The following is a 13,321-nucleotide window of genomic DNA, read 5'->3' on the forward strand; positions in this document are numbered from 1 at the left end:
GATAGATGGGTGTGAAGTGCAAAAATGGAGCTTCGTCAGTTACGTTATTTTGTAGAAGTTGCGGACCGTGAACACGTGTCAGAAGCAGCTGAAAACTTACATGTTGCCCAATCTGCCATCAGCCGGCAGATTGCCAATTTAGAAGAAGAACTTGGAGTAGCTTTATTCGAACGAGAAGGACGAAATATTAAATTAACGAAGATCGGCAGACAATTTTTAGAGCATGTCAGAACGGCACTAAAGGCCATCGATTACGCGAAGGAGCAAGTCGATGAATACTTAGACCCGCACAAAGGAACGGTAAATATTGGCTTCCCTACAAGTCTAGCAAGCCAAGTTCTTCCTTCTGTCATATCCGCATTTAAGCAGGAATATCCAGAGGTCGATTTTTTACTTCGTCAAGGATCGTATAAATTTCTCATTGAAGCTGTCAAAAATCGAGATATTGATCTCGCTTTTTTAGGACCCGTACCGACAAACGATACTCAAATAGAAGGAAATATTTTGTTTTCAGAAAGCATTTATGCCCTTTTGCCTATTAGCCACCCCTTTAGCGGACAAAGGAGTATTCATTTAAGTGATTTAAGAAAGGATCATTTCGTTTTATTTCCTGAAGGATATGTGCTGAGACAAATTGCGGTCGATGCTTGCAAGCAGGCAGGCTATGAGCCAACCATTTCATCTGAAGGAGAAGATTTGGATGCTATTAAAGGTCTCGTGTCAGCTGGTATGGGCGTTACCTTATTACCCGAAAGTGCCTTTTATGAAACAACACCACGATTTACAGTGAAAATTCCGATCGACTTTCCACAAGTGAGAAGAACCGTTGGAATTATCGCGTCTAAGTCACGAGAGATGTCTCCATCTGCACATGATTTCTATGTGTTTGTGAAGGATTTCTTTTCTAAAATTGAACAATATAAATAATTCATTAAAAAAAGACATTTCATTTGTAGAAATAATCCCTCTTTGTATATGATGGGTTACAGAACAACAGACTATATGGAAGAAAGGTATTCGTATGAAATCAATTTTATCGTTTTTAAAGCCATATCGGCTATCCGTTGTGTCCATTGTCATCCTGACTTTTTTAAGCAGTATGCTCCAGCTATATTTACCGACTTTGACGGCAGATATCGTAGATGTCGGGATCGTACAAGGAGATATCGCTTACATATGGAAGGTTGGCGGCTGGATGGTTGCCTGTTCTTTACTTGCCATATTACTCACGATTTGGAAGTCCTACCTGTCATCAAAGACTGCACTTGGCTTCGGCCGTGATATGAGAAGACAACTGTTCGTTCATGTCGAACAATTTTCACTAGAAGAATTTCAAAAGATCGGGACGTCTTCATTTGTTACAAGATCAACAAATGACGTGAAGCAAGTCCAAGATGTAACGATCATGATCTTACAAATGATGACGAGAGCCCCTCTCATGCTCGTGGGCGGAATTATTTTGGCTGTTTCTAGAGATGCCGTCCTGTCTCTGATCTTTTTAGCAGCCCTTCCCCTGCTTGGCGGGTTTATCTATTTTGTTTCAAGAAAAGCTATACCACTATTCGGCCAGCTTCAGAAAAAAACAGACCGTCTGAATTTAATTATGAGAGAGTCTCTTTCAGGCATCCGGGTCATTCGAGCTTTTAATCGTGTCGATGATGAAAAGGAACGTTTTCAAGAAGCCAACACATCCTATAAAGATACTGGCCTCAAGGTCAACAGATTAATGGCATACTTGTTTCCATTTATGCTCATCATTATGAACTTCACGAATATTGGCATTGTCTGGCTTGGTGCAAACCGGATTGATGCCGGAGAGATGGAAGTCGGGAATCTCATTGCCTTCATTCAATATGCGATGATGATTTTAATGGCTCTCATCATGCTATCAATGAGCTTTATTATGGTCCCAAGAGCACAGGCATCAGCTAAACGTATGAACGAAGTGTTAAACATGGAACCGAAGATTAAAGACAAAGAAGAATCTATTGCCAAGCTTCATCAACCCGCACAATCCATTCGCTTTGAGGATGTTTCATTTTATTACTCAAATGCTGAGAAACCGGCCGTTCAACAAATTACGTTTGAAGCGAAAACCGGTGAAACAACTGCCATTATCGGAAGTACAGGCTCAGGAAAAACGACTCTCCTCCAGCTGATGACGCGCTTTTACGAAGCGACAGAAGGACGGATTACACTAGATGGTGTAGATATCAGAGAGCTGCCCCAGCAGAAACTGAGAGGTCAGATAGGCTATGTCGCTCAAAAAGCCGTTTTGTTCAGCGGAAGTATTGCCGATAATGTGCGCTTTGGCCGGCACGATGCGAGCGATGAAGACATTTGGCAGGCGCTGCGAACCGCACAGGCTGAGGAATTTGTTTTGCAGAAAGATGGCGGAATCGATGCTGAGATTGACCAAGGTGGATCAAATCTCTCTGGTGGTCAAAAGCAGCGGCTTTCCATTGCAAGAGCACTAGTGAGAAAACCCTCATTCTATCTGTTTGACGATAGCTTCTCTGCACTTGATTACAAAACGGACGCAAAGCTTCGGGCAGCATTAGAAGTTGAAAAAGAGCATGCAGCCCTTATCATTGTCGCCCAAAGAATCAGTACAGTGAAGCATAGCGATAAAATCATTGTGCTAGATGAAGGAAAAATCGCAGGTATCGGAACACATGAACAATTACTAAAGGACAATCTTGTATATCAAGAGATTGTCGCATCACAGGAAGGTCAGGAGGTGGAGCAAGGATGAGTAAGAAAATGTCTTCTGGAATGGGCCATAAAGGCGGTCACCCTAGAGGGCCGGTCGCAAAACCGAAGGAATTTAAAAAAACACTTCTTCGTTTGACTGGCTATTTAAAACCGAGGAAATTTCAGCTGATTATCGTACTGATTGCAGCGATCGGTTCAACCGTCTTTAGCGTGATTAGTCCTAAACTACTTGGGGATGCCACCTCTTCCCTATTTGAAAGCTTTACACAAGGAACAGCCGTTCAATTTGATGTCATTTCACGCATTTTATTGCTGCTTGTCGTGTTATACGTCGTTTCCTCTCTTTTTTCATTCGTTCAGCAATACGTGATGGCAGGTGTTTCCCAAGAGACCATTGCTGAATTACGGCAAGAAGCAAATGACAAGCTCACACGTGTTCCCCTTCGTTATTTTGATAAAACAACCCATGGGGACACGCTGAGCCGAGTGATGAACGATATCGATAATATTAATACATCGCTTCAGCAAGCACTCACCCAGGTGATTACATCTGTAATTACGGTCATTGGGATTGTCGTCATGATGCTTTTCATTAGTCCGTTACTCACCTTGCTTGTTTGTTTAACACTACCACTTAGTCTATTTGCGATTCGTGGCATCACGTCATTTTCTCAAAAGCATTTTAAGGCGCAGCAAAAAGAGCTCGGTATGATCAATGGACATATTAATGAAATGTTCACAGGACATCAGACCGTTCGTGCGTATGGCTATGAAAAGAAAGCGATCGATACATTTGATCAATTAAACGAAAAGCTGTATGAATCATCAAGAAAGGCCCAGTTTATTTCCGGTTTAATGATGCCGATGATGACCTTTATCGGGAACCTTGGCTATGTGGCAGTAAGTGTAGCCGGCGGTATTCTTGTCATTAACGGGAATATTCGTGTTGGGGATGTGCAGGCATTTATCCAATACACGCAGCAATTGTCTCAGCCGCTTGTGCAAGCATCAAGTGTCGCAAACTTAGTTCAATCTGCGATCGCTTCTGCTGAAAGGGTCTTTGAAATCCTGGATGAGGAAGAAGAAAGTACCGAAGAGGATGCGGCGATTGATCTTGAATCACTTTCAGGAGATGTAACCTTTGAACAAGTTCAATTCGGATATGAGAAAGATCATCCGATTATTAAAGATTTGAGTTTACATGTCCAGGAAGGACAAACGGTTGCCATTGTCGGGCCAACAGGCGCGGGAAAAACAACCATCATCAATCTATTAATGCGCTTTTATGAATTAGATCAAGGCTCCATTCACATTGGCGGCGTCAAAACAACTGATCTCAGCCGTCAGCAAGTACGTGACTTATTTGCGATGGTTCTTCAGGATACGTGGCTTTTTGAAGGGACGATTTACGACAATATTGCATATGGCAGGCAGCATGTCGCAAAAGAGGATGTCATCAAAGCCGCAAAGCATGCCTATGCAGATGATTTCATCCGCACGCTTCCAGACGGATATGACACGCTCTTAACAGAAGATGCAGGTAACCTGTCACAAGGTCAGCGTCAGCTGTTAACCATCGCCCGTGCGATTTTATCTGATCCGAAGATTTTGATATTAGATGAAGCGACTAGTAGTGTGGATACTCGGACAGAGATGCACATTCAAAAAGCGATGAATGAACTGATGAAAGGCAGAACGAGCTTCGTCATTGCACACAGACTTTCGACGATCAAGGATGCCGACCTCATTTTAGTCATGAAAGATGGCACCATCATTGAAAAAGGAACTCACAGTGAACTTTTGAAAGAAAAAGGCTTTTATGCTGACTTATACATGAGTCAATTTACCGACCATCAAGTGGGTTAAAATCAAAAAAGAGGATAGTCAGCATGGAAAATGCGTGTCTATCCTCTTTTTCATTTCTTAATCTGCTCGCTTTTTCACTTTTACACTAAGTTTTGTCATATATTCTGCTTCATTTTTAGACATGAGCGAATGAAGCAAATATTCCTCAAATACATCTCCATCCAGCACCATGTCCTCTTTCTCGATGTCAGCTAACAGACGTGAATAGGCTGATTCTAGCTCTTCATATGTTCCTTGATCATACATGACCGCATAGAGGCCAGCAGGTTTTTGGACTGCACCTGGTCCTTCCATTCGACAAAACAGCACATCTGACTGATGAAAGTTGCGCTGAAGGAACTGCTCCTTTTTTAAAACAGAACCATTTGCCGCAGCGCCTTTAATGCCAATTTCCTTTAGAAATTCTCCTACAATTCGAGATATTTCTTCTATGGGCGTGTTCAAATCAATCGGATGTGATGCACTAAGTATGACCGGTTCTTCTGGCAGTTCTTGAAACAAGACCTCCCCTGTTTTCACAGATGATAATTCATTCGTCGTCTCAATCACGCGCAAAAGAAAAGACTGGATATCCTGAAGTTTTTCAATCTCCTGCTTGACCTTCTCTACTTGTTCGGTCGCAAGGCTTTGAAGTCTGTCCCGGGAAGGCTCTGTGAAGTATTGTTTTAACTCTTTAATAGGAAATTGAACAGCTCGAAGGGACTGAATCGCAATAAAGTGATCAAATTGCTCGAGAGTATAGTAACGGTACCCATTTTCATGGACCCCAGCCGGCTTAAACAAATTGATTTTATCATAATAAAGCAGCGTATCTTTCTTCACATCGAATAGCTTTGCAAATTCCCCAGTGAGAAATGTTTTTTGAACATCATTGATCATCTACATGTCTCCTCTCTTGACCATGGAGTTACTCCATCCTTTATCATAACATGTAGCAACACCACATACGTGGAGAAAGGATATAAAAATGAACAAAATATCTCAACACCAAGTCACATTATCACTTGCACATAAAGAGGACTTCCCTTCTATGAAAAAAGAATTACAGGAGGCTTTTACAGCTGGCGTAATCGAGGCATTTGGCGATGCACAAGGTGGACCGATTCCTCCAGATGAAGCAATTGATGAATCTTTTCATGCGGCCGGGGCCCTTATTTATCATATTTTGCTAAATGGTGAAAAAGCTGGAGGCGTAGTATTAAAAATCAACCCACAAACAGATCACAATTCGGTGGACTTACTTTACATCTCTTCATCATCACACAGCCGGGGCATTGGTCAGGCTGCATGGAAAGCGATTGAGGCTCAATATCCAGAAACCAAAGTATGGGAGGTTGTGACCCCTTATTTTGAAAAACGGAACATTCATTTTTATGTCAATAAATGTGGGTTTCAAATTGTAGAGTTCTATCACTTACATCATCCAGACCCGAACTTTCCTCTTACTAGTGATAAAGAAAATGACTCTTTAGCACCTGAGACATTTGAGTTTTTTAAATTTGAGAAAGTCATGAAAAAAGACTGTTCAAATGAATGAAAGCATTGAACCTATTAAAAAAACTCCCTATACGAGGGAGTTTCAGATTGTTGACAAAGGGCTAAAATGTTTTTTTTGCCCTTTGTCTTCTTTATAAAGAAGGTAGTGTTTTTAACAATGATTCTCAGCTTCTAATCTGACCATCACCAGACAGAAGCAGCTTAGTTGTCGTAAGTGCAGGAAGCCCCATTGGCCCTCTTGCATGCAGTTTTTGAGTGGAGATGCCTATTTCAGCCCCATATCCAAGTGCGCCGCCGTCTGTAAAACGAGTGGATGCGTTATGATAAACCGCAGCCGCATCTACTTCGTTTAGAAACGTCAGTGCATTTTTTTCATCTTCTGTCACGATGGCTTCTGAATGTTTTGTGCCGTACTGGTCAATATGGTCAATCGCTTCCTCGATTGAATCCACTACTTTTATCGCAAGATCAAGACTTAAATACTCATCTGTCCAATCCACTTCCTCAGCAGGAACCGCATTTGAAAAGAAAGATTGTGCTTCCTGATCGCCATGTACAGTGACTTGATGGTGAAGTAGTGCTTCGTTCAATGCTGCGCCATTCTCTTTCAGCCAATCACGATGAATGAGGAGTGTCTCAAGTGCATTACAAACAGCTGGACGATTCGTTTTCGCATTGATGACAATCTCAATGGCCTTATCGATATTCGCTGTTTGATCAATAAAAACATGGCAGTTCCCTGTTCCAGTTTCAAGGACTGGGATGGTTGATTCTTCAACAACTGTTTTGATTAAAGAAGCCCCTCCTCTAGGAATTAACACATCGATCCATTCCTTTAGATGAAACATCGCTTGAACAGATGAACGGTCTGTTTGTTCAATAAATTGGACCGCATCACGAGGGATCTTTGTATGATCTAATGCTTCATGAATAACGCTTACGATGGCTTTGTTGGAAGAAATAGCGGAGGAACCGCCTTTTAAAATCACTGAATTACCCGCCTTCAAGGCAAGTCCTGCTGCATCGACAGTGACATTCGGTCTCGCTTCATAGATCATACCGATCACGCCGAGCGGTACTCTTCGGCTTTTCACATGTAAGCCGTTTTCAAGAGTCCATTCATCCAATATTTCTCCAACAGGATCTGTTAATCTCGTCACAAGGCGCAAACTTTCTGCAAACTCATGAATTCTCTCCTCATTTAACATTAATCGATCCATCAATGCCTCAGAGAAGCCCTTTTCTTTTCCTGCGTCTAAATCCTTTTGATTCTCCTGTAAAATGAAGCTGCTTTGCTGTTCTAACGCTTCAGCTATTTTAAGCAGCGCCTCATTCTTTTCCTCTGTTTGAAGTAAACCTAGTTTTTTTGATACGTACTTTGCTTTTTTCGCTTTTTCTTTGACCGATGTGACAACTTCAGCTGTCAGTGTCATGAAATTCCTCCCTTTTGGTTAGCAAACTGGTATAGATAAATCTAAATGACAAACAAATGCTTCAAGATCGACGACATGAACAACTTCATCTTGTAACAAGCCACTGTTTAGCGCAAGTTCGTCAGACGTATAATTCACAATGCCAAGCCCTATTTCTCTTCTATCTTGATCTAAAATACGGACAACATCGCCTTTTTTAAACGAACCTTTCACATCTACAATGCCATCAGAATCAAGGCTTTTCTCACGGTGCATGAGGTCCTCCTGTGTTTTCTCTTGAACAACGATCTCGCCTTTTGGTCCAGAATGAAAGGCAATCCACTGCTTCTTATAATTCAGCGGCGCTAAATTTTCATCAGCTGTAAAATATGTGCCGTCCTCTGTGCCATTGATCGCTTTGTCTAAAATGTGAGGCGTATCCGCTTTTCCTAGAAAGCCATTGATGCCTGCGGCCATTGATATTTTAAAGGCGTCGAGCTTCGATTTCATTCCGCCTGTTCCAACGCTGCTCCCTGCATCTCCAGCAGCTGCTTCGATGTCTTCAGTAATTTCTGTGACTTCGAGAATTCTCTTCGCATTTGGGTTTGTATGCGGGTTATCTTCATACAAGCCATCAATATCAGATAAAATGGCAAGAAAATCAGCATCAATCAGTCCTGCTACTTTTGCAGACAATGTATCATTATCTCCGAACTTCAACCGATTGATCGTCACTGTATCATTTTCATTGATAATCGGGATGATGCCTCTATCTAATAACACATTCATAGTGTTTCGCACATTTTGATAGCGCGTTTCATCTGAAAAATCACTTCTTGTGATTAGTAGCTGTGAGGCAATATAACCGTGCGATAAAAATAAAGTAGAATATGATTCCATTAAAAGCCCTTGCCCTATGGAGGCAGATGCCTGCTTTTCTGGTAGTGTTTTGGGTCTATCGATAAATCCTAGTTTTCGGTAACCAGCTGCAACCGCACCTGATGAAACCAAAATGACTTCGTGTCCTTCATCTTTCAGTTTCACAATTTGATTGACGAGGTTTTCTAGTTTTTTTAAACTAATCTCACCTTGAAAGCTAGTAAGAGAGCTGCTTCCGATTTTTACAACAATTCGTTTTCTCTCTTTATCTGCGTACACCTTATCACTCCTGTATTGAGGCTCTATTTATATCGTTACTTTTTGTTTTTGCTGTTCGCTTATCTCTTTTGATCGATTGGCGGCATGTTTGACGGCCTGCTTGATCGCTTCTCCCCCGCCAAAATCATCTAATGCATTCAGTCCTGCTGCAGTTGTTCCATTCGGTGACGTGATTTTTTCTCTTAGGACAGAAGGGTTTTCAGCTGTTTCTTGCAGCATTTTCGCTGCACCAAGTAGTGTCTGTGCACCGATTTGGCGAGACATTTCCTTTGATAAACCTGCTTCTTCTCCTGCTTCTTCGATTCTTTCCATTAAGAAATAAAAATAAGCTGGCCCGCTTCCGGCAATTCCTGTGAAAATATCCATTTGCTCTTCCTGAATGGTATAGACTTCTCCCATTTCAGATAAAAGGGCCTGACTCATACTTACATGTTCTTTTTTCACATAACGTCCTGCAGATAAAGCGGTCGCTGACGCCCCGATCGTACTTGACGTATTTGGCATCACCCTCATGACGGGCTGCCCTTCATGTAGCATGTCTTCAATATACGATTGCTTAACACCTGCAAGTACAGACAAGATGAGCTGATCTGGCTGAATATGAGATTTTAATGATTCTAGTGCTGTTTCAGCATCCTTTGGCTTCATTGCCAGGATCAAGATATCCATTTCTTCAAAAGGAAATGAATCCATTGTGGCTGTTTGTATCCCGTATCGTTTCGTTAGTTCATTCAATCGAAGTTGATTTTTTTTGTTTGTTGCGTAAATTTGGCCTAGCGGCATCTGTCCTGATCGCACAATACCTGCAATCATTCCTTCTGCCATAGAACCTGCTCCAATGAAAGCAACTTTCTTTTGATCAATGATATTGATCCTCTCCCTTGTTCGCTTTTTGTTCGTGTTTTTCGCACGTTAGTTATCGTAACATGATGAGAAATCGTGTCAAGAAAGAGCCAGCGCTTTTCAAAAGTCCCGAATGCACGGTGAACAGCTTGCTGTATGTATGTTAGCCACGTTTTTTCAAATCAGTAATTTAGATCAAAAGAACTATACGGATTTGAATCATAGTACCCTTTCGTTCGACTGAATTCACCATTTTATTTTTGGTTTCGGTGACTTCAATTCTATTTTTTAGAAAGCGCTATCATTTTTAGTGACTTTCTATTTTCCTATACGATGAATGTGCTTGAATATTTCGATTAGACTATTGACATATTTTAGAAAACATGTCCGTTGAAATGAACTTTTTGTGGTGATACGGTGAAAGGGAAATCATGCGAAAAAGGAGCGTTCATAATGAAAGTGAAAGAAAACTACGTCAATGTCATTCCAATGAAAGAAATCCGATCCACTGAGGACCTTCTTTTCCCGTTCCCTATTTACAATGATTTACGTGCGCACGGTGATATTAGATACGATGAGACAAGAAAGTGCTGGGATCTCTTTCGATATGCTGATATCCAGTCCGTTCTTAGGCAGCCAAAAGTGTTCTCATCACAGCGAGGAAGAAGCACGTCTAAAACGAGTATTTTAACAATGGACCCTCCAAAACATACAAAGATGAGAGCACTCGTGAATAAAGCATTCACGCCAAAAGCGATCAAGCAATTAGAAGATAAGATCAAAGACCTGACACATGATCTGTTAAAACAAGTCAAGGATCAACGTACATTTGATATGGTTCAAGATCTAGCAGCTCCCCTGCCTGTGATGATCATCGCTGAGCTACTCGGTGCAGAGGTAAAGGACAGAGAGCTGATTAAAAAACACTCTGATGCTCTTGTGGCAGGTGCTAAGGATGATTCAGAAGAAGCCATTCAGACTGTTGTAGAGATGCAGAAACGCGCAGAAGAAGAGCTGTCCGTTTATTTTGCTCATTTGATCCAAAAACGAAAAGAAACGCCTGCTGATGATTTGATTTCTCTTCTCATTCAAGCAGAAATCGATGGTGAGCGTTTAACAGAAAATGAACTGCTTGGCTTTTGTATTCTATTACTCGTTGCAGGTAATGAGACAACGACCAATTTAATCACAAATGCAGTGCGACTGCTTACAGAGCAGCCACATATCGCCGAATCAGTGCGGCAAGATCCTTCTCTTATTCCTCAATTAACAGAGGAAACATTACGCTATTATCCGCCTGTTCAAGCAATTGGGCGAATTGCAGCAGAGGATGTTGAGATCGCAGGCTCACGTATTGAAAAAGGAGACTACCTCATTAGCTGGGTGGCTTCTGCGAATCGTGATGAACGGAAGTTCGAAGACCCTGATACGTTCCGCCTTGACCGGAAATCAAATCCTCATATGAGCTTTGGTTTTGGTATTCACTTTTGTCTTGGGGCCCCACTTGCCCGGCTTGAGAGCAATATTGCGCTTGACATATTGCTGAATACGTTTCAGGAGATCACCTGTGCAGCAGATAAGCTAAAACCGATTCAAAGCACGTTTGTTTTTGGGGTAAAAGAATTTCCAGTACAGGTCACTCGTTTTTAAAAGTCCCTTTTAAGGGGCTTTTTTTCATTTTCTTCAATTTATCATCTCTTCCTTACCTTCCATCTCTGAACATGCTAAAATATAGTCCATACAAAGCGATAACGGAATGCAGAAAGGAAGCCAAAAACTTATGACCGATTATACAGCAATGAAAGACGGAATATTCAAATCAGTTTGTTCGTTAGATTGCCCAGATCAGTGCGGTCTTTTAATACATAAAGAAAACGGAAAGATCGTGAAAGTTCAGGGAGATCCAGACCATCCCGTGACACAAGGAAACATATGCAACAAAGTGCGGAATGTCACAGCCCGCTTATATGATGCAAAACGATTGACGACTCCTTTAAAACGTATTGGTCGAAAAGGAGATGGTCAGTTTGAGCCCATTACGTGGGAAGAAGCCATTGAAACCATTCGGCAAAAATGGACAAAGCTGATAGAAGAAAAAGGTTCAGAAAGTATTTTACCTTACAGCTTCTATGGAAACATGGGCAATCTTAATGCAGAAGGAATGGACCGACGCTTTTTCTATCGCCTTGGTTCAAGTCAGTTGGATCGAACCATCTGTCAGTCAGCCGGAACGACTGGCTATAAATATACAATGGGCGCAAGCATTGGGACAGATCCAGAAGACACCATTCATACGAAACTATTTATCTTTTGGGGCATTAATGCTGTGTCGACCAATATGCACCAAATTACCTTGGCACAAAAAGCTCGAAAGCAAGGGGCAAAGATTGTTGTCATTGATGTTCACAAAAATCAAACCGGCCGGATGGCTGATTGGTTCATCCCGCTTCGACCTGGCACTGACAGTGCACTTGCCCTTGGCATCATGCATGTCCTTTTTGAAGAGGATCGTACAGATGCTTCATTTTTAGAGACTTACACAGTCGGCCATAAAGAGCTGCGCGAGCATGTGAAGCAGTATGATCCAGAAACTGTTGAGCACATCACGGGTGTCCCTAAAAACGATATCATCACACTTGCGAGAATGTATGCCGAAACATCGCCCTCTCTGATTCGCATTGGCAATGGTTTGCAGCATCATGATAATGGAGGAATGAGTATACGAACCATCGCCTGCCTCCCTGCCCTGACTGGTCAATGGCTGCACAAAGGCGGCGGTGCGATGAAATCGAACTCTTCTTTTCTCAGCTATAATGAAACAGCTCTTCAGCGGCCGGATCTATTAAAGGAACGCACGCCTAGAACATTTAATATGAATCAGCTAGGTAGTGTGCTGACGAATGCAAAGCCTTCCGTAGATTCACTCTTTGTCTACTCTTGCAACCCAGCCGTCGTAACACCTGAAGCAAATAAAGTCAGAGAAGGTTTGCTGAGAGAGGACTTATTTACAGTTGTTCATGACTTGTTCCTTACAGAGACAGCCACATATGCAGACATTGTCCTGCCGGCGACATCCGCCTTTGAAAACGAGGATTTCTATACATCGTACTGGCATCATTATATTCAAATTCAAGAGCCAGTCATTGAGCGCTATGGAGAAAGCAAATCCAACACTGAAGTATTTCGCCTTTTGGCTCATGCCATGGGCTTTGAAGATGAAGCCTTCCACGAAACAGATGCGGAACTCATGAAACAAGCCCTTCATCACCCGGAAAACCCGCATTATGAAGACATTTCATATGAAGCATTAAAAGAGAAAAAGTGGATCAAAGCTAAACGAGGAGCTTTCCAGGACTTAAAGCTTCCTACCCCAAGCGGGAAAATTGAGTTTTACTCTGAACAAATGAAGCAAGACGGATATCCAGCACTACCAACCTATGTACCCCTTTATCAGGAAAGTGATTATCCGCTTACCTTTATACCGGGGCCGAACCATAATTTTCTTAATTCCACCTTCTCACTTCATGAAAAGCATCAAAAGCTTGAGAAATTTCCGAAGCTTCACATGAATGAAAAGGATGCAAAGGAAAGAAAGATTGAGGATGGGGACATGGTGCGTGTGCTGAATGACCGAGGAGAATGTGAGCTTGTCGTTTCAGTCGGTCACAATGTGTTATCTGGTGTTGTGGTCAGTCAAGGATTATGGGCAGATCAAAAAGGCAAAAAGCATTTGGTCAATGGGTTAACACCTGATCGTTTGGCAGATATGGGCGGCGGCGCCACGTTCTTTTCTGGAAGAGTCGAGGTTGAAAAATTATCATAGGAAGGGG

General features: G+C 42.0%; 10 protein-coding genes. 6 read left to right on the forward strand and 4 right to left on the reverse strand.

Going from position 1 to position 13,321, the window contains the following annotated elements; genetic code table 11:
- Positions 1 to 24 precede the first annotated feature (24 nt).
- The 3 genes from gltC (at position 25) to C6W18_RS00935 (ending at position 4,581) form a co-directional block, all read left to right on the forward strand.
- Positions 25 to 927 (forward strand): glutamate biosynthesis transcriptional regulator GltC, encoded by a 903-nt coding sequence (gene gltC / locus C6W18_RS00925; RefSeq protein ID WP_105925414.1) that lies wholly within the window; start codon positions 25 to 27, stop codon positions 925 to 927.
- Positions 928 to 1,021: 94 nt separating this feature from the next.
- Entirely contained in the window at positions 1,022 to 2,755 is a 1,734-nt protein-coding gene (locus tag C6W18_RS00930) for an ABC transporter ATP-binding protein (protein WP_105925416.1), read from the forward strand.
- The gene (locus C6W18_RS00935; protein WP_105925418.1) at positions 2,752 to 4,581 is read left to right on the forward strand and encodes an ABC transporter ATP-binding protein; all 1,830 of its coding nucleotides are present in this window, start codon (positions 2,752 to 2,754) and stop codon (positions 4,579 to 4,581) included. The genes C6W18_RS00930 and C6W18_RS00935 overlap by 4 nt, the downstream gene beginning before the upstream one ends.
- 57 nt (positions 4,582 to 4,638) lie before the next feature.
- On the opposite strand, the gene C6W18_RS00940 is transcribed toward C6W18_RS00935, so the two are convergent.
- Positions 4,639 to 5,460, reverse strand: a complete 822-nt coding sequence (locus C6W18_RS00940; protein ID WP_105925421.1) for a MerR family transcriptional regulator — start codon at positions 5,458 to 5,460, stop codon at positions 4,639 to 4,641.
- Positions 5,461 to 5,548: 88 nt separating this feature from the next.
- Here C6W18_RS00940 and C6W18_RS00945 point away from each other — a divergent pair, with 88 nt between their 5' ends.
- Positions 5,549 to 6,118: a GNAT family N-acetyltransferase gene (locus C6W18_RS00945; protein ID WP_105925423.1), complete on the forward strand. Its 570-nt coding sequence runs from the start codon at positions 5,549 to 5,551 to the stop codon at positions 6,116 to 6,118.
- Between the two features lie 124 nt (positions 6,119 to 6,242).
- Here the strand turns inward: C6W18_RS00945 and C6W18_RS00950 are convergent, their stop codons facing one another.
- Genes C6W18_RS00950 through proC form a run of 3 tightly spaced genes read right to left on the reverse strand, consistent with a single transcriptional unit; the run spans position 6,243 to position 9,473 of the window.
- On the reverse strand, positions 6,243 to 7,511 hold the full coding sequence (locus tag C6W18_RS00950; RefSeq protein WP_105925425.1) for a glutamate-5-semialdehyde dehydrogenase: 1,269 nt from the start codon (positions 7,509 to 7,511) through the stop codon (positions 6,243 to 6,245).
- An 18-nt stretch (positions 7,512 to 7,529) separates the two neighbouring features.
- Positions 7,530 to 8,648: a glutamate 5-kinase gene (proB, locus tag C6W18_RS00955; RefSeq protein ID WP_105925427.1), complete on the reverse strand. Its 1,119-nt coding sequence runs from the start codon at positions 8,646 to 8,648 to the stop codon at positions 7,530 to 7,532.
- A 27-nt stretch (positions 8,649 to 8,675) separates the two neighbouring features.
- Positions 8,676 to 9,473, reverse strand: coding sequence for a pyrroline-5-carboxylate reductase (gene proC, locus C6W18_RS00960; RefSeq protein ID WP_411266065.1), 798 nt, complete (start codon positions 9,471 to 9,473; stop codon positions 8,676 to 8,678).
- 471 nt (positions 9,474 to 9,944) lie between these two features.
- Here proC and C6W18_RS00965 point away from each other — a divergent pair, with 471 nt between their 5' ends.
- Positions 9,945 to 11,141 (forward strand): cytochrome P450, encoded by a 1,197-nt coding sequence (locus C6W18_RS00965; RefSeq protein ID WP_105925431.1) that lies wholly within the window; start codon positions 9,945 to 9,947, stop codon positions 11,139 to 11,141.
- Positions 11,142 to 11,271: 130 nt separating this feature from the next.
- Positions 11,272 to 13,314, forward strand: coding sequence for a molybdopterin oxidoreductase family protein (locus C6W18_RS00970; RefSeq protein WP_105925433.1), 2,043 nt, complete (start codon positions 11,272 to 11,274; stop codon positions 13,312 to 13,314).
- Positions 13,315 to 13,321: the final 7 nt, after the last annotated feature.

The organism is Bacillus sp. LLTC93 (genome assembly GCF_002993125.1).
GTDB lineage: Bacteria > Bacillota > Bacilli > Bacillales > Bacillaceae > Bacillus > Bacillus zhangzhouensis.

Excerpts from the sequence above, each read along its gene's own strand:
- proC (WP_411266065.1), bottom strand. The coding sequence starts at position 9,473 with ATGGCAGAAGGAATGATTGCAGGTATTGTGCGATCAGGACAGATGCCG.
- C6W18_RS00970 (WP_105925433.1), top strand. The coding sequence starts at position 11,272 with ATGACCGATTATACAGCAATGAAAGACGGAATATTCAAATCAGTTTGT.
- C6W18_RS00935 (WP_105925418.1), top strand. The coding sequence starts at position 2,752 with ATGAGTAAGAAAATGTCTTCTGGAATGGGCCATAAAGGCGGTCACCCT.
- C6W18_RS00940 (WP_105925421.1), bottom strand. The coding sequence starts at position 5,460 with ATGATCAATGATGTTCAAAAAACATTTCTCACTGGGGAATTTGCAAAG.
- C6W18_RS00965 (WP_105925431.1), top strand. The coding sequence starts at position 9,945 with ATGAAAGTGAAAGAAAACTACGTCAATGTCATTCCAATGAAAGAAATC.
- gltC (WP_105925414.1), top strand. The coding sequence starts at position 25 with ATGGAGCTTCGTCAGTTACGTTATTTTGTAGAAGTTGCGGACCGTGAA.
- C6W18_RS00945 (WP_105925423.1), top strand. The coding sequence starts at position 5,549 with ATGAACAAAATATCTCAACACCAAGTCACATTATCACTTGCACATAAA.
- C6W18_RS00930 (WP_105925416.1), top strand. The coding sequence starts at position 1,022 with ATGAAATCAATTTTATCGTTTTTAAAGCCATATCGGCTATCCGTTGTG.
- C6W18_RS00950 (WP_105925425.1), bottom strand. The coding sequence starts at position 7,511 with ATGACACTGACAGCTGAAGTTGTCACATCGGTCAAAGAAAAAGCGAAA.